This is a genomic window from Rathayibacter sp. VKM Ac-2929 (genome assembly GCF_022815495.1).
Taxonomy (GTDB): Bacteria; Actinomycetota; Actinomycetes; order Actinomycetales; family Microbacteriaceae; genus Rathayibacter; species Rathayibacter festucae.
In genome coordinates this window covers 903,655-920,085 of the sequence record NZ_JALGRV010000001.1, presented here as the reverse complement: position 1 = coordinate 920,085, position 16,431 = coordinate 903,655, and the positions used below count along the sequence as shown (strand labels likewise).

Sequence of the window (16,431 nt, the reverse complement as noted above, 5' to 3'; positions counted from 1 at the left end):
CCCGGGAGAACCGACAGCGGCGCTTCAGCCCGGGAACGCCTTGCCCGGGTTGAGCACGCCGAGCGGATCGAGCGCGTCCTTGATCGAGCGGTGCATCCCGAGCACGCGCGGGCCGAGCTCGTCGGCCGCTCCCGGCAGCTTCAGGAGGCCCACGCCGTGCTCGCCGGTGACGGTGCCGCCGAGGTCGAGGCAGTCCTCGACGATGCGGTCGAAGGCGCTCTTCGCGCGGGCCTTCGCAGCCTCGTCGCCCTCGGGCGCGATGATCAGCGGGTGCAGGTTGCCGTCGCCGGCGTGCGCGATGGTCGCGATGACCACGTCGTGGTCCGCTGCGGCCGAGCGGATGCGGGAGAGCATCTCCGGGACCGCGCGGCGCGGCACGCAGACGTCCTCGGTGAGCACCGGCCCGAGGCGCTCCAGCGCCGGATAGGCGAGGCGGCGGGCGAGGAAGAGCCGGTCGACCTCGTCCTGGTCGGTGGCCTGCTCGACCGAGAGCGCGCGGGCGCCGGCCATCAGCGCCTCGACGCGGTCGGCGGCGGTGCGGCCCGCCTCCCCCGGCTCGTCGACCTTGGCCAGCAGCAGCGTGTCGACGCCGTGCGGCAGCCCGAGGTGCTGCCAGTCGTCGACGGCGCGCAGGCAGGTGCTGTCGATGATCTCGAGGGCGGAGGGGATGATGCCGGCGGCCGAGATCGCGGCGACCGCGACTCCGGCGTCCTCGAGCGAGCCGAAGGAGCCGACGATCGCGCGCTGCTCACGGCCCGCGAGCGGGAGCAGGCGGAGCGTCAGCTCGACGATGATGCCGAGTGTGCCCTCCGAGCCGACCATCAGGCCGGTGAGGTCGTAGCCGACGACGCCCTTCGCGGTGCGGCGGCCGAGGCTGACGAGCGAGCCGTCGGCGAGGACGACCTTCATGCCGAGGACGTAGTCGCGGGTGACGCCGTACTTCACGCAGCAGATGCCGCCGGCGTTCGTGGCGGCGTTGCCGCCGATGGTCGAGATGGCGGAGCTGGCCGGGTCCGGCGGGTACCAGAGTCCGGCCTCGGCGACGGCCGCCCGCAGCGCGTCGTTGATCACGCCGGGCTGAGCGACGACGAAGCGCTCGTCGGCGTCGATCTCGAGGACGGCGTCCATCCGCTCGAGCGAGACGACGAGGCAGCCGGCGAGCGCGTTGGCGCCGCCGGAGAGGCCGGTGCCGGCTCCGCGCGGGACGACGCTCAGACCCGCGCGGGCGGCGAGGCGGACGGCGTGCGCCACGTCCTCCGCGCTCTCGGCGAGGACGACCGCCAGCGGCAGCCCGGAGGGCGCCCACTCGGCGTCGTCGTGGCGGTAGGCCTCGAGGACGTCGGCGTCGGTGAGGACGAGGTCGCCGAGCAGCTCGCGCAGATCGGCGAGCACGCGGTCCCCGGCCGCTGGCCCGTCCTGGGTCCGCTCGTGATCCTGGGTCTGCATCGGCACCGTCTCCACGACGGACGAACCTACACCCGGCGCCTGCGCGGCCTGCGGCTCACCGGGCCCTCACGCGTCGAGCCCGGTGATCAGGGCGCGGTGGAAGAGCTCGCCGCGCTCGAGGGCCGCGATGTCGGCGTGCTCGTCGACGCCGTGGATCCCGGCGCGCTGCTCCTTCGTCATCAGGAGCGGTGCGAAGCGATACACCGCGGGGGCGAAGCGGTGCAGGTGGCGCGAGTCGGTCGCCGCGTTGATGACGTAGGGGACGACCGCCGCCTCGGGGTGCGAGACGGCCAGCGCCGCCCGCAGCGCCGCGAAGGGGGCGCCGTCGCTCGGCGACTGCGGCGACGGGTCCTCCCCCAGCACGACCTCGACGGTCACCTCGCGGTCGCGGATCCGCCGGCGGACGCGCTCGGCGGCCCCGGCCGCGGTCTCCCCGGGGGCGAGTCGCAGGTTCAGCACGGCGGACGCCTCCGCCGCGAGCACGTTGTCGGCGGTCCCCGCGCGGAGCATCGTCGGCGCGATCGTGGTGCGGACCAGGGCTGCCGTCTCGCCGCCGAGCGCCGCGAGCACGGGCGCGGCGAGCTGCGGCCGGGCGCCGAGCAGCCGGTAGAGCGCGCCGCGGGCGCCGGGTGCTCGGTCGGCGAGGAGCGCGAGCGCGCGGGCCAGCGCCTCCGGGACCCGGGCGGGGAAGGTCGAGGGCGTGAGCCGGGTGATCGCCCGCGCCAGCCGGCCGACCGCGGTGAGTCGCGGCGGGGCGGAGGCGTGACCGCCGGCGGAGCGCGCGGTCAGCCGGAGCGTGAGCAGGCCCTTCTCGCCGACGCCGATCATCGCGACCGGCCCGACGACTCCGGGCAGCGGCGCCTCGACGACGGCGCTGCCCTCGTCGAGCACGAGCCAGGGAACGATCCCGCACTCGTGCAGCGTCTCGGCGATCGCGCGGGCCGATGCCCCGCGCACCTCCTCGTCGCCGCCGAGGGCCAGCAGGACGTCGCGGGCCGGCACGACGCCGGCGGACAGCAGGTTCTCGACCGCCTCGAGCACGACGACGAGCGGGCCCTTGTCGTCGAGGGCGCCACGGCCCCAGACGGCGCCCTCGACGATGTCGCCGCCGAAGGGCGGGTGCGTCCAGGCGGCCGGGTCCTCGACCGGCACCACGTCCAGGTGCGCCATCAGGACCAGCGGGTCCGCATTGGAGTCGCGGCCCGGCCAGCGGTAGAGGAGTCCGCGGTCGGTGATCCGCTCGGGCTCGAGACGCTCGTGAGTCAGGGGGTAGAGCTCGCGGAGCAGCGCGAGCGCCTCGTCGACGCTCTCGAGCTCGGCGGAGACGGTGCGGAGGCGGATCAGGCGCCCGAGCCGCTCGGGCAGACCGGGACGCGGGGCGATGTCGTGCAGGGGGTCCTCGATCCGTCGCGGGGCGTGGGCCCATCGTGGCGCACGGCGGGAGGGGCCGCGTGTTTCGAGCATGAGAAATCACGCAGCGATCTCGCGGCAGGGGTTGCGCCTGGCGCTCGTTCTCGTTGGAATCACCGGATGACCGAAACGACGAACGCCGCCGCCAGTGCCCCCGCGAAGGGCGGAGGGTCGCTGAAGAAGGTCATCACCGGCCCGCTGCTCTTCGCCTTCATCGTCGGCGACACGCTCGGCGCCGGCATCTACACGCTCGTCGGCACGATGGCCGCGGACGTCGGCGGCGTCATCTGGCTGCCGCTGCTGATCGCGCTCGTCATCGCCCTGCTGACCGCCGGCACCTACGCCGAGCTGATCACCAAGTACCCGCACGCCGGCGGCGCCGCCCGCTACGTCGACCGGGCGTTCGGGAAGCCCTACCTGTCGTTCCTCGTCGGCTTCCTGATGATGGCGTCCGGGATCACCACCGCCGCCTCCCTCGCCAACGCCTTCGCCGGCGACTACCTCGGTGCGCTGCTCGACGTGCCGCCCGTGCCGACCGCGATCGTCTTCATCGCGGTGCTCACGCTGATCAACCTGCGCGGGGTGAAGGAGTCGCTGACCGCGAACCTGGTCGCCTCGGTGATCGAGGTCAGCGGACTCGTGATCGTGATCGTCTGCGCCGCGATCTTCTTCGGCGGCGGCAACGGCGACGCCGGCCGCGTCCTGGAGTTCAACCCGGAGGTCGCGCCGCTGCAGGGCGCGTTCGCCGCATCCATCGTCGCCTTCTTCTCCTTCCTCGGCTTCGAGGCCGCGGCGAACATGGCCGAGGAGGTCCGCAATCCCTCGAAGGTCTATCCGCGGGCGCTGTTCGGCGCGCTGATCACCGCCGCCGTGGTCTACCTGCTGATCGCCCTCGGCGCGGTGATCGTGCTGCCGAACGAGGAGCTCGCGGAGTCGACCGGCCCGCTGCTCGACGTGGTCGCGGCCAGCGGCGTGGCGGTGCCGCCGTGGCTGTTCGGCCTGATCGCGCTCATCGCGATCGCGAACGGCGCGCTGCTGTTCATGGTGATGGCGAGCAGGGTCGGGTTCGGACTGGCGTCCTCCGGTCTGCTGCCCAGCGCCTTCGGCCGCGTGCTGCCGAACCGCCGCACCCCCTGGGTCTCGATCGTCGTCGTCGGCGGCGTGACCATGCTGCTCAGCCTGATCGGCGACGTCGGCACGCTGGCCGAGACGACCGTGCTCCTGCTGCTCCTGGTCTTCATCTCGGCGAACATCTCGGTGCTGGTGCTGAAGAAGGACCGCGTCGACCACCCGCACTTCTCGGTGCCGCGGGTCGTTCCGATCCTCGCGATCATCGCGAGCGTCGTGCTGCTGACGCAGCAGACCGGCGTGGTCTGGCTGGGTACCGCCGGCTACGTGATCGTGGGCACGCTGCTGTTCCTGGCGACGCGCTTCGGCAAGAAGAAGCACGCGGAGCAGACCGCGGCGGCGGAGAACGAGGGCGCGGACCGCTCCTGATCGCGGTTCGGCGCCGGAGCCGCGCGCAACATCAGCTGAGAGGGGTGGGCCTCCCCTGTGGGGCGAGGCCCACCCGTCTCAGCTGATGTTGCGCGGCGGGTGTGCGAGCGTGGGGGCATGCCCGTGTCGCTCGCACCGTTCCCGCTCGCCGAACTCGCCGAGTGGATGTCCGTCCAGCGCGCGTCCTACGTCGCGGACCGGATGCGCGCGGGCGACGACGAGGCCGCGGCGTTACGGAACGCGGACGCGAACGACGAGCGGCTGTTCCCGGGCGGAGTGCTCGCACCGGGCCACGACCTGCTGCGGATCCTCGACGAGGGACGCCCGGTCGGCGTGATCTGGGTCGGCCCGCACCCGCAGGAGCTCGAGGGCGTCGCCTACATCTGGGACGTCGAGGTCGACCCGTCGGAGCGCGGCCGCGGGTTCGGCCGCGCGGCGATGCTGCTGGCGGAGGAGCACGCCCGCTCGCGCGGCTACCGGGCGCTTGCGCTCAACGTCTTCGGCTTCAACACGACGGCGCGGGGACTGTACAAGTCGCTCGGCTACGAGCCGACGTCGATCCAGATGCGCAAGGAGTTCGGCTGACCGGACGCGGAACGCGGCCCGGCGTCGCCGCGGGGCCCCGTTCGGGTCCGGTCGGCGACGGACCGAGAGTCGAGTGGGCGCGGAACGGGGCCACAACGGTCCGATGACCGGGGCGGCGGCGGGACACCTCTCGTCGGAGGAAGGGGGTATCGGGAGCACCGCTGTAGGTTGGCAGCCATGTCCGATGACGACGTCCTCGACGCCCTCCGCGCCTTCGTCCGGGAGCGGGAGTGGGCGCAGTTCCACTCGCCGGAGAACCTCGCGAAGAGCATCAGCATCGAGTCGGGTGAGCTGCTCGAGTGCTTCCAGTGGGGCGGGAGCGACCTCCCGGCGGCGGTCGAGGAGCTCGCGGACGTCCTGACGTACTGCTTCCTCCTCGCCGACCGGCTCGGGGTCGATCCCGGCGCGATCGTCCTCGACAAGCTCGAGAAGACGCGCGCGAAGTACCCGGTGGAGAAGGCGCGGGGCCGGAGCGAGAAGCATGACCGGCTTTGAGCTCGAGCGGCTCCCGTTCGAGGCGGACCGGGTGCGCGTGTGGGGAGCCGCCGACCCTCGCCACCGCAACTGGCCCGTCGTGTACGTCCTCGACAGCGCCTCGGAGGTCTACGTCGGCGAGTCGCTGAACGCGGAGGCGCGGCTGCGCCAGCACCTGGACTCGCCGGCGAAGAGCCGACTCGATCGCGTGCGGGTGGTCTTCGACGACACGTTCAACAAGTCGGCCTGCCTCGATCTCGAGTCGTTCCTCCTGCGGATGCTCGCCGGCGAGGGACGTCTGACGGTTCTCAATCAGAACGCCGGCATCACCGACGCCGACTACTTCGACCGCGCGTCGTACCGCGAGACGTTCGACGAGGTCTTCGAGGTGCTCCGCACCCGGGAGCACCTCTTCCAGCGGACCCTCCCGGAGATCGTCAACAGCGACCTCTTCAAGCTGTCGCCGTTCAAGGCGCTCAACCACGATCAGGCCGTCGCCGTCGAGGACATCCTCGAGGGGCTGTTCGCCGACCTCGAGTCCGGCGAGCGGAGCACCGTCGTCGTGCAGGGCGACCCGGGCACCGGGAAGACCGTCATCGCCATCTACCTGCTGAAGCTCCTGCAGGACATCCGCCGGCACGACCCGGAGGAGCCGCTGGACGCCGACTCCGTCTTCAGCGAGTTCTTCACCCCGGGGCACGCCGAGCTGCTCGCGACACTGCGGGTCGGCCTGGTCGTGCCGCAGCAGTCGCTGCGCGGATCCATCTCGCGGGTCTTCACGCTCACGCCGGGACTGTCGAAGGAGCTCGTGCTGACGCCGTTCCAGGTCGGCGAGAGCCACGAGCCGTTCGATCTGCTGCTCGTGGACGAGGCGCACCGGCTCAGCCAGCGCGCGAACCAGCCGTCGGGGCCGCTCAACCGGAAGTTCATCGACATCAACGAGCACCTCTTCGGCGAGGACTCGCTGGAGCACACGCAGCTCGACTGGATCCGCGCGCAGAGCCGGCACACGATCCTGATGCTGGACACCGCGCAGACCGTGCGCCCGGCGGACCTGCCCGCCCGGGTCACCCGCGGGGTGCTGGCGGAAGCGTCGGCCGCGGGTCGGCTCTACCCGCTCCGCTCGCAGATGCGCATCGCCGCGGACAAGGACTACGTCGGCTACGTGCGCGCAGTGCTGTCCGACGAGCCTCCCGAGCATCGCGAGGACTTCGGCGGGTACGACCTGCGCTTCTTCGACGATCCGAGCGAGCTGCGGCGGGAGGTGGTTCAGCGTGACCTGGAGCACGGCCTCTCGCGCCTGGTCGCCGGCTATGCGTGGAAGTGGGTCACGAAGACGGACAAGGGCGCCTTCGACATCGTGATCGGCGACGAATCGCTCCGCTGGAATCAGACGCAGCGCGACTGGATCAACTCCGCCGGCGCGATCGACGAGGTCGGCTCGATCCACACGGTGCAGGGCTACGACCTGAACTACACCGGAGTGATCATCGGCCGGGACCTGCGCTACGACACCGCCTCGGGCCGCATCGTCTTCGACCGCGCGCACTCCTTCGACAAGAAGGGCCGCGAGAACAACAAGAAGCTCGGCATCACCTACAGCGACGAGGACCTGCTCGCCTACGTCCGCAACATCTACACGGTGCTGCTCACCCGCGGAATCAAGGGGACCTACGTGTACGTCTGCGACGAAGCGCTCCGCGCGCACCTGGCGCGCTACTTCTGAGCGGGGTCCGAGGTCATCAGCTCACCCATCAGTGTCGCCACAGCCGGCGACCTCCTCGAGGATCCGGGTCAGCCAGGTCCTCGCAGCATCGGCTGTCGGCACAACCGGAGTCCGACCACCGACCTCCGTCTCCGCACGAGCGTCCTGATAGGCGGACCCCCAGCCGTCCATGGACCGCAGAGGGAGAGGCGGCCACGGCTGTCGACGTCGCCAGCCGAAGGTCCGGACGCACAGGCTGAGGACGAGCGCCGGATCGGGACCGGCCTCCCACAGCAGCTGCAGGTCGACCAGATCGTGCGCCCGCACGCAGGTGGGGTCGGTCACGGCGTGGAGCTTCTGCGCGATCTGGTATTCGAGACCGACCACCCTGACGGGCCGCAGATCACCGAAGCCGAAGGCGGCCCCGAACCGCACGAGCTCGTCGTCGATCTTCAAAGGCAGGTGTCCGTCCGGCTCCGTCTCCGGGTCGGACACCTCGACGTCGAGGGCACCCCAAGAACTGCCGAGGAAAGCGATCGATACCCGGTAAGGGTGCATCACGTACTCGGGGCGGGTGAGCCCTGGATCGTGGAGCCTGACGGCGCGCACCGTCGCGGTGAACGCCACACGGGGTGGCGCATCCGGGTCGCGGCGCTGCTCGCCCCGGGACGCCGGAACCGCGCCCCACCCCTCGGCCAGACGCGAGCGGAAGTCGCGCTCGAACTCCTCCCCGCGGTCACGGGTGGAGACATCGAAGTCCGAGGTGGCGCGAGTGCCGCGCTCACCGAAGCGGAGCTTCACACCCATTCCACCCTTCACCGCGACGGAGTCGGGAAGCATCTGCGACACGATCAGCGTGCAGAGCATCACCCGTGCACGCGCTACCGGGATCCCCAGCTCGCTCGCCGACTGCGCGAGTCTCTCGTTCAGCTGTGTCACGTTCAGCGGAGGCACCGCCGTCATCGCGCCGCTGCCTTCCACGTCCTGACCTCCTGGTCTTCGACCAGTTCCCGCCGCCCTGCCTCCTCGACCAGGGCGGACCAGCGGTCGGGCGGCATCCGGTGCTCCATGTCCTCCAGCGCTCGCCGAACGGTCGTCGCCGGGACACCCTCGTAGCGGGTGAGCTCGTGGTCGGAGAGGTCGGTCCGGTTCTGCAGATCGAGCCAGTCCGGCAGAGCCCGCCGAACCCGGCGGCGGGTGCCCACGCGCACCTTCGGCGGATTGAACTGCCCGAGTGTCAGCAGATCGAGCACGGACTCCCGATGCAGGAACGCACCCTCCCCCGCGAGCGCGACGGCGATCGCCGGCTGGGTGACCCGGGTCGTCGGCACGTCGCGGTGCGTGTACACACCCTGGCCGTGCGCCCGGAGCGCCCCACGAGCAGCGAGCTTCCGGACCTCGACGGCCGGAACGCCGGCATCCCCCGCCTCCGCGATGGTCACCACGCCGCTCCGCGCGGCGGCCAACTCCCACAGGTCTCTGCGATATCCCATCTCGCCCTCCTCTGCCAAAAGAGTACCGAAATCAGGACTGTTTTGACCGTGGTCGGCCCGGTCAGCGTCATTCTGGCGTGCGCTGCGTGATGGGCAGCGAACGGAGTGGCGTCCTCGGCGGTCAGGGGCCGGAGAACGTGACGGCGGTCGCGCCGCTGGGGACCGCGGCGGCCGCGAGTGTCGCCGCGGCGCGGTCGGCGTCGCTCGTCAGGGTCACGGCGAGGTGGTCGGGGGCGGCGCGGAAGCCAGCGGTGGGGACGGCGGCCGAGATCGCGGACCAGAGGCGCTGGGCGTCGTCGAGCCAGGGGCCCGGGGTGCCGGTGACGAGCAGCGAGCGGTCGGCGCTCTGGACGCTCACGTGCAGGGGCGGGGCATCGGGGAGGAGCGCGGGGGCGTCGCGGGCGAGCGCGAAGGCGTCGTCGGCAGTCGCCTGCTCCGCCAGGAAGAGGCTCAGGCCGCTCACGCGGTCCTCGCTGTCATCGGCCGCGAGGGCGAGGGAGGAGACCCGCGGGTCGTCCCGGAGCGCGAGGGCGGCGGCGATCCGGCCGGACGTGAGGTCCTCGTCGCCGGACACGGGCAGGGTGAGGTCGTCGGCGTCGAGGAGGATCCGCACGTCACCCGTCGGGCGCTTCGCGGCGAAGGCGGCCAACCGCTCGGCGAGGGACGTCAGGTCGGCGTCGGACAGGTCCCCGCGGGCCACGATCTCGGCGCTGACGCCGCCGGTGAACGGCATGTCCTCGACCGTCGCGAGCTCGACGTGGGCGACCGCCTCGTCAGTGGCGAAGGTGCGTGTGAAGTCGGCGCGGAAGGAGTCGCCGCTGCAGCCGGCCAGCAGGAGTACCGCCGTCAGGGCGAGGGCCGCGAGGCCGAACCCGCGCGTCCGACCCTGCCTCATCGCGCCAGCGTACGTCGCAGCTGCGGAGCGCACCGGGAGTGGACGGATCGGCCTCCGCGTGCTCGGTGCGCAGGAGGGCGCATCGACCCGGCGCGGAGGGTCGTCTGGAGACCGTCGAGGCAGCCGTTGGTGACGGATCGATGCGGCGGCAGCGGCGGGGGCGGGGCAGGTCGGGGCCGCCCGCGTCGAGGGCGGGCGGCCCCGGGGGTCAGCTCGTCGAGGGGACGGCGGTGGGATCGGCCGACGGGGCGGGCTCGGCGGCCGAGGTCGAGGCCACGCCCCGGCCGAAGGCCTGGCCCTGCAGGATGGCTCCGAGGTCGACGCCGGTCGCGGACTTGACGCTGTCGAACGTGGCCGTGAGGCTCGCCGCCTGCTCGCGGGCGATGTGCGTGGCCGCGGTGTCGCCTCCGATCAGGGTGATGGTGCCGACGTTCTGGTAGCCCTTCGCGAACTCCGCCATCAGGGACGGCAGTTGGCCGATGAGCTCGCGGCCCAGGATCGCCTCCTGGTTCTCGCGGAGCGCCTCGGCCTCGGCCTGGATCGCTGCCGCGCTCGCCTCACCCTTGGTGCGGATGGCCTCCGCCTCGGCGGAGGCGTTCGCGCGCAGGGCCTCGGCCTCGGCGCCGGCCTTGGCGCGCAGAGCGTGGGCCTCCGCCTCGGCGCGGGCGCTGACCGCCGCCGCCTCGGCCGCAGCCGACGCCTGACGGGCCTCCGCCTGGCGCTGGACGGCGTAGGCCTCGGCGTCGGACACCTGCTGCGCGACCTGGCGGTCGGTCTCGGCCTTCTTCGCTCGGCCGTAGGCGTCGGCGTCGGCCTCCGTCTGGCGCCGGTACTTCTCGGCGTCGGCCACGCGCTTGACGTCGGCGTCGAGCTCGGCCTGCCGGTTCTCGGCCCGCTGGACGAGGACGGCCTGCTCGCGCTCGGCGCGGGCCAGGTTCTCGGCCTGCTCGGCCTCGGCGTTGGCACGGCCGACCTCGGACTTGGAGGCGGCGGTGTTCTTGTCGAAGGCGGTCTGCTCGATCAGGTTCGCCTCGTCGGTGGCGAGCTGACGGGCCTTGACCTCGCGGGCCGCGTTGATCCGGGCGACGTCGGCCTCGCGGCGGACGCGCTCGATCTCCTGCGCGCCGAGCGCCTCGATGTAGCCGTTGCGGTCGGTGACGCCCTGGATGGCGAAGGAGTCGAGGACGAGGCCCTGGGCGAGCAGGTCGCCCTTGATGCCCTCGGCGATCTCGTCGCCGAGCTTCTGGCGGTCCTGCATCACCTCCTCGACGCTGAGCTTCGCGACGACGCCGCGCAGCGCGCCCTCGAGCTGCTCGGTGGTGAAGACGTCGATCGACTGGTCCTGCGAGGCGAAGCGCTCGGCGGCGGCGCGCACCTGATCGGGCGTCGAGCCGATCTTGACGAGGGCGACGCCCGCGAGGTGGATCGTCACGCCGTTCTTGGTCTGCGCGACCGGCTCCATCTTGATCTGCCGCGACCGCAGCGAGATGCGGTCGGAGCGCTGGGTCAGCTTGTTGACGAAGGCGCCGCCGCCGGTGATGACGGTCATGTTGGACGTCAGCCCGTCGTCGCCCTTCTGCTTCTTTCCGACGATCACGATCGCCTCGTCGGCCTGCGGGACCTGGTACCAGGCGCGGAAGATGAAGAAGCCGATGATGGCGAGCAGCAGGACGACACCGACGACGATGCCGGCGCCGACGACCCAGAGCAGATCAGAATTCATGGACGAGGGACCCCCTTCTCGGAACCCGCGCGGGGCGGGTTTCTGAGCGATGTACAGGTTCATCGTGGCATGGACGGGGTTACCGGGCGTCGGCCGGACGGCGGATGCGCGGTCGCTCGCGCGGGACGCGCGGAGGTGCCGGGCGGAGAGCAGAACCGCGCTCGGAACGCCGCGCGACGAGGCGGATCGGCGCGATCGCAAAGAACGGACGCACGGGCGGGATCGCAGCGAGAGGAGCCATAGCGGCGACGAACGCCGAGCGATGCTTCGACTCTCGCGAGCACTTCATTGCTGGGGTACCTGGACTCGAACCAAGAACAACTGAACCAGAATCAGTCGTGTTGCCAATTACACCATACCCCAATGGCCATCCGGCGATGAGGCCGGGACCAGGCGGCGGCCGGAGTGGAACTCGGCGCCGAGAGACGACAGTACCCTACGGACGCACGCCGCTCAAATCGGCTCCGCGATCGTGCACGGCGAGGGCCTCCGACTCGGGCGCGGCCTCGCCGAGGCGGGCGCGGACGAGGTCGCGGTTGATCGCCGAGGCGACCTGCGCGCCGGAGCCCGCGGCGACGATCAGCTGCTGCGGTCCGGGGGCGGTGACCTCGCCGGCGGCGTAGAGGCCGGGGACGGAGGTGCGGCCGCCCGCGTCGACGCGGAGGAAGCCGTCGGGGTCGACCTCGGGGCCGGCCGGGTCGAGGTAGTCGAGGACGGGGACCCACACCGGGCGGACGAAGGCGCCGGTGCGCGGGATCACATCGCCGTCGGCGAGGGCGACGCCGGTCATCACGGCACGCTCCCCCACCAGGTCCGCGACGGGGCGGCGCTCGATGCGGATGCCGATCGAGTTCAGGAGCGACTCGTCGGTGTCGCTGACGACTCCGACGCCGTTGGTGAAGACGATGAGGTCGGTCGACCACTGGGAGAGGAGCATGGCGCGCTCGGCGAGGTCGGCGGTCTCGCCGATCAGGGCCAGGGGCTCACCGGCCTTCTCGTAGCCGTCGCACTCCATGCAGCTGTGCACGGCGGTGCCGTAGTAGGCGCGGAGGCTGGGCAGCGTCGGGAGGCGCTCGGAGAGGCCGCCGGCGACGACGACCGCGGTCGCCAGCACCGAGCGGTCGGCCGAGCCGCGGACGCCCTTCGCGGTGACGACGAACTCGCCGCCGGAGCGCTCGACGGCGGTGACCATCGCGTTGTGCACCTCGGCCTCGTCGTACTGCTCGAGCTCGGCGCGGCCGAGGCGGCGCAGCTCCAGCGGCGAGACGCCGTCGCGGGTGAGGAAGCCGTGCGAGTGCAGGGTCGCCGCATTGCGCGGGCGGTTGCTGTCGAGCAGCAGCACACTGCGGCGCGCGCGGACGAGGTTCAGCCCCGCCGAGAGCCCCGCGGGACCGGCGCCGATGATGACGACGTCGTAGTGGCCGCCCTGCACCTCCGCCACGATCAGCTCCGGGTGTCGGCGAGGCGGGCGAGGCGGGCGATCGACTCGGACTTGCCGAGGATCTCCATCGACTCGAACAGCGGCGGCGAGACGCGGCGGCCCGAGATCGCGGTGCGCAGCGGCCCGTAGGCGATGCGGGGCTTGAGGCCCAGGCCCTCGATCAGCGCGCCGGCGAGCGCCTCCTGGATCGAGGCGGTCAGCCACTCCCCCTCGGGCACGAGCTCGAGGGCGCCGATCGACGCGGCGAGGACCTCGCCGGCGTTCGCGGGCAGGCCCTTCAGCGCGTCCTCGTCGTAGGAGAGGGCGTCGGCCGTGGTGAAGAGGAAGCCGAGCATGCCGGGCGCCTCGCCGAGCAGGCCGATGCGCTCCTGGACGAGCGGGGCGGCGGCGTCGAGGACGGCGCGCTGGTCGGCGGTCGGCTCGGTCTCGAGGACGCCGGCGGCGATCAGGTAGGGGATCGTCCGCTCGGTGAAGTCGTCGACCGCGAGCAGGCGGATGTGGTCGCCGTTGATCGACTCGGCCTTCTTGAGGTCGAAGCGCGCCGGGTTGGGGTTCACGTCGGCGACGTCGAAGGCGGCGATCATCTCGTCGATCGAGAAGACGTCGCGGTCGTGGGTGAGCGACCAGCCGAGAAGGGCGAGGTAGTTGACCAGGCCCTCGGGGATGAAGCCGCGGTCGCGGTGGTGGAAGAGGTTGGCGGAGGGGTCGCGCTTGGAGAGCTTCTTGTTGCCCTCGCCCATCACGTAGGGGAGGTGGCCGAAGCGCGGGACGAAGGTCGTCAGTCCGATGTCGATCAGCGCGTGGTACAGCGCGATCTGGCGCGCGGTCGAGGGCAGGATGTCCTCGCCGCGGAGGACGTGCGTGATCTGCATCAGCGCGTCGTCGACCGGGTTCACCAGCGTGTAGAGCGGCTGGCCGTTGGGGCGGACGACGACGAAGTCGCTGAAGGACCCGGCCGGGAAGGTGATCTCGCCGCGGACGAGGTCGTCGAAGGAGAGGTCGGCGTCCGGGACGCGCAGGCGGAGCGCCGGGCTGCGGCCCTCGGCGCGGAAGGCGGCGCGCTGCTCCTCAGTGAGGTCGCGGTCGAAGTTGTCGTAGCCGTGCTGCTTGGCGCGGCCGGCCGCCTCGTTGCGCGCGTCGATCTCCTCCGCGTTCGAGTAGCTCTCGTAGAGGTGGCCGGAGGCGAGCAGGCGCTGGATGACGTCGGTGTAGACGTCGCTGCGCTCGGACTGGCGGTAGGGGCCGTGCGGGCCGCCGACGCCGACGCCCTCGTCCCAGTCGAGCTTCAGCCAGCGGAGCGCGTCGATGAGCTGCTCGTAGCTCTCCTCGCTGTCGCGGGCCGCGTCGGTGTCCTCGATCCGGAAGACGAAGGTGCCTCCGGTGTGCCGCGCGTAGGCCCAGTTGAACAGGGCCGTGCGGATGAGGCCGACGTGCGGCGTCCCGGTCGGGGACGGGCAGAAGCGGACGCGGACGTCGCTCCCGGTCGCGGTCGTGAACGGGTGCGCGTCGTGGGCGCGATCGGAGGGCGGGGTGAGCTCAGACATACGGGGCGATTCTAGCGGCGGGGCGGGGAGCGGCGCCCGGACTGGACAGGGGGCCGACTCGGGCGTCGGTCCGGCTCGCGGGACCGATCCGGCTCGCGGGCGGCCGGAGCTCTTAGCGCGAAGCAGTGCTCCGAGTCAACGGACTTCTCCAACGGGAGGAGCAGTGGTGGCCTGTGGCTACTGCTTCTCCCCCGGGGCCGCTCGACGACGAGCGCGTCGCATCCCGCCGCCCCGGACGCGCCAGCATGCCCGGAAAGGGGTCCCGATGAGCACGGTCGTTCTCGACACCGCCCTCTCAGCGCTCGCCCCCGCGACCGACTCGCCGAGCGAGCCCGCCTCGCCGCGCGAGGAGAAGGACGCCCGCACCCTCTCGCTCTTCCAAGCGGCGGCGACCGCCGACGACGCCGAGGGCGCCCGCATCCGGGAGCGCATCGTGCTCGACCACCTCGGGCTGGCCGAGGCGATGGCGAACCGGGTGTCCCGCGCCGGCGGCGACCGCGCGGATCTCCGCCAGGTCGCCTACGTGGGGCTGGTCAAGGCCGCCCGCCGCTTCACGCCGGAGCGCGGCGACAGCTTCGCCGCCTTCGCGGTGCCCACCATCACCGGCGAGCTCAAGCGCCACCTGCGCGACCTCGGCTGGATGATCCGCCCGCCCCGCGGCGTGCAGGAGCTGCACCGCCGCTCGGCCGTCGTCGCCGACGAGCTCGCGCAGGAGCTCGGCCGCCACCCGAGCGATCGGGAGATCGCCGCGCGGCTCGGCGTCGAGCCGGCCGAGGTCGCCGACGCGCGCGCGGCCGGGCATCCGCTCTCCCTCGACGAGACCGTCGGCGAGACCGGCGTCCGGCTGGCCGAGACGATCGGCGGGGAGGACGAGGACCTCGCGGCGATCGACCGCCGGCACGGCCTGGCCCGGGCGCTCGCCGAGCTCGAGAACGGCCAGCGCGAGCTGCTCCGGATGCGCTTCGTCGAGGAGATGACGCAGCAGCAGATCGCCGACGCGCTCGGCACCACGCAGATGCAGGTCTCGCGGCTGCAGCGCCGGATCCTCGCGCAGCTCGCCGACCGCCTCGGCGCCCCGTCGCGCAGTCATCAGCCCACGAACCGCGCGCGGGTAGCGTCGGTCGCCGTGGTCACGCCCGTCCACCCTGCGGCGCGGCTGCGGACCGCCTGAGGTGCGCGTCGGCGCGCGAGGGCAGGGTGGCGAGCGCGTCGAGGACGTGCTCGGTCCGCACCGCGAGCAGCGCCGGGTCGGGCTCGGAGGAGAAGACGTCTCCGCGGCGCAGCGACGCGTCGGTCAGCACGATGTGTGGTCCGCTCGCCGGCGGACCCCACGCCTCGGGCGGCGCCGGTCCGAAGATCACGACCGACGGGATGCCGTAGGCGGACGCCAGGTGCGCGGCACCGGTGTCCACCGTGACGAGCACCTCGGCCGCGGCGACGACCGCGGCGAATCCGCTCAGGTCGATCGCACCGGCGAGCACCTCGCCCGTTCCGGCCAGCTCGGCGACGCGGCGGGCGCGGTCGGCCTCGTTCGCGCCTCCGGTGTAGACGACGCGGTGCCCCTCGGCGGCCAGCGACTGCGCGACCGCGGCGAAGCGCTCCTCCGGCCACTCGCGCGAGCCGTAGAACGCGCCGATGTGCACGATCGCCGCGCCGTCGACGGGCGCGGGCACGGCCGGGACGGCGATGCCGACGTCCTCGGGGTCGGCGTCGAGGCCGATGGAGTTGACCAGGCGGGCCCAGCGCGCGCGCTCCAGTTCGCCGTCGAGCCAGAGCGGGCGCGGGTCGTCGTGGCTCGCGTCGGGGTCGAGAGCGGGCACGCGGAACTCGAGGCGGCGCTCGGACTCGAGCGCGATCAGGGCGTCACGGGACTCCGGGCCGTTGCCGTGCAGGTTCACGGCGAGCTCGATGCGCCCGGGCGCGACCGGCAGCGGATCGTCCAGCCCGCGCAGGGTCGGCACGAGGGCGTCGAGGCCGTCGATGAGGTCGACGATCGGCTCCAGCCAGGGCGTGGTAGCGAGGATCAGCCGGTGCTCGGGGAAGCCGCGGCGCAGCGCCTTCAGGGCGGGGACGGCCACGAGGATGTCGCCGAGCTTGAGGGCTCGCAGGGCGAGGATCTCCGGGGTTCCGTCCGGGTCGGTGAGAGCGCGCACGGCGCCTCCTTCCTGTCGGAGGTCCCGTACCCCGCTCCGGCGACCTCAGACGCGCGGATCTCGCC

At 72.5% G+C, this 16,431-nt stretch carries 14 protein-coding genes and 1 tRNA gene; 5 read left to right on the top strand and 10 right to left on the bottom strand.

Features of this window, described 5'->3' with window-relative positions; genetic code table 11:
- Window positions 1–24 precede the first annotated feature (24 nt).
- Window positions 25–1,446: an FAD-binding oxidoreductase gene (locus MT355_RS04080; protein WP_243598619.1), complete on the bottom strand. Its 1,422-nt coding sequence runs from the start codon at window positions 1,444–1,446 to the stop codon at window positions 25–27.
- Between the two features lie 66 nt (window positions 1,447–1,512).
- The gene (locus MT355_RS04075; RefSeq protein WP_243598618.1) at window positions 1,513–2,910 is read right to left on the bottom strand and encodes a M20/M25/M40 family metallo-hydrolase; all 1,398 of its coding nucleotides are present in this window, start codon (window positions 2,908–2,910) and stop codon (window positions 1,513–1,515) included.
- Between the two features lie 66 nt (window positions 2,911–2,976).
- On the opposite strand from MT355_RS04075, the gene MT355_RS04070 reads away from it, so the two are divergent.
- The 4 genes from MT355_RS04070 to MT355_RS04055 all read left to right on the top strand — a co-directional run bounded on the left by MT355_RS04070 (window position 2,977) and on the right by MT355_RS04055 (window position 7,138).
- The gene (locus tag MT355_RS04070) at window positions 2,977–4,353 is read left to right on the top strand and encodes an APC family permease (protein ID WP_243598617.1); all 1,377 of its coding nucleotides are present in this window, start codon (window positions 2,977–2,979) and stop codon (window positions 4,351–4,353) included.
- 117 nt (window positions 4,354–4,470) lie between these two features.
- Window positions 4,471–4,938 carry a GNAT family N-acetyltransferase gene (locus MT355_RS04065; protein ID WP_243598616.1) on the top strand — a complete coding sequence of 156 codons (468 nt, stop codon included), beginning with the start codon at window positions 4,471–4,473 and terminating at the stop codon, window positions 4,936–4,938.
- Between the two features lie 177 nt (window positions 4,939–5,115).
- Entirely contained in the window at window positions 5,116–5,433 is a 318-nt protein-coding gene (locus MT355_RS04060; protein ID WP_243598615.1) for a nucleotide pyrophosphohydrolase, read from the top strand.
- A complete protein-coding gene (locus MT355_RS04055) occupies window positions 5,420–7,138 on the top strand; it encodes a DUF2075 domain-containing protein (RefSeq protein WP_243598614.1) in 1,719 nt (572 codons plus the stop codon). The genes MT355_RS04060 and MT355_RS04055 overlap by 14 nt, the downstream gene beginning before the upstream one ends.
- A gap of 21 nt (window positions 7,139–7,159) precedes the next feature.
- On the opposite strand, the gene MT355_RS04050 is transcribed toward MT355_RS04055, so the two are convergent.
- From MT355_RS04050 to gltX, 7 genes are all read right to left on the bottom strand, one after another.
- A complete protein-coding gene (locus MT355_RS04050) occupies window positions 7,160–8,098 on the bottom strand; it encodes a nucleotidyl transferase AbiEii/AbiGii toxin family protein (RefSeq protein WP_243598613.1) in 939 nt (312 codons plus the stop codon).
- Window positions 8,077–8,628: a type IV toxin-antitoxin system AbiEi family antitoxin domain-containing protein gene (locus MT355_RS04045; RefSeq protein ID WP_243598612.1), complete on the bottom strand. Its 552-nt coding sequence runs from the start codon at window positions 8,626–8,628 to the stop codon at window positions 8,077–8,079. The genes MT355_RS04050 and MT355_RS04045 overlap by 22 nt, the downstream gene beginning before the upstream one ends.
- Window positions 8,629–8,731: 103 nt before the next feature.
- Window positions 8,732–9,505: a hypothetical protein gene (locus MT355_RS04040; RefSeq protein ID WP_243598611.1), complete on the bottom strand. Its 774-nt coding sequence runs from the start codon at window positions 9,503–9,505 to the stop codon at window positions 8,732–8,734.
- Window positions 9,506–9,713: 208 nt separating this feature from the next.
- Window positions 9,714–11,228: an SPFH domain-containing protein gene (locus MT355_RS04035; RefSeq protein WP_123733991.1), complete on the bottom strand. Its 1,515-nt coding sequence runs from the start codon at window positions 11,226–11,228 to the stop codon at window positions 9,714–9,716.
- Between the two features lie 291 nt (window positions 11,229–11,519).
- A tRNA-Gln gene (locus MT355_RS04030) sits at window positions 11,520–11,591 on the bottom strand.
- 73 nt (window positions 11,592–11,664) lie between these two features.
- Complete coding sequence (locus MT355_RS04025) at window positions 11,665–12,660, bottom strand: NAD(P)/FAD-dependent oxidoreductase (protein ID WP_374204636.1); 996 nt, start codon at window positions 12,658–12,660, stop codon at window positions 11,665–11,667.
- Window positions 12,661–12,671: 11 nt separating this feature from the next.
- Window positions 12,672–14,213, bottom strand: coding sequence for a glutamate--tRNA ligase (gene gltX, locus MT355_RS04020; protein ID WP_132438280.1), 1,542 nt, complete (start codon window positions 14,211–14,213; stop codon window positions 12,672–12,674).
- Window positions 14,214–14,478: 265 nt separating this feature from the next.
- On the opposite strand from gltX, the gene MT355_RS04015 reads away from it, so the two are divergent.
- Window positions 14,479–15,384 (top strand): sigma-70 family RNA polymerase sigma factor, encoded by a 906-nt coding sequence (locus tag MT355_RS04015; RefSeq protein ID WP_243598609.1) that lies wholly within the window; start codon window positions 14,479–14,481, stop codon window positions 15,382–15,384.
- Here MT355_RS04015 and MT355_RS04010 read toward each other — a convergent pair.
- The gene (locus MT355_RS04010) at window positions 15,344–16,366 is read right to left on the bottom strand and encodes a glycosyltransferase family 9 protein (RefSeq protein ID WP_243598608.1); all 1,023 of its coding nucleotides are present in this window, start codon (window positions 16,364–16,366) and stop codon (window positions 15,344–15,346) included. The two genes, MT355_RS04015 and MT355_RS04010, sit on opposite strands and share 41 nt — an antisense overlap.
- Window positions 16,367–16,431 lie beyond the last annotated feature (65 nt).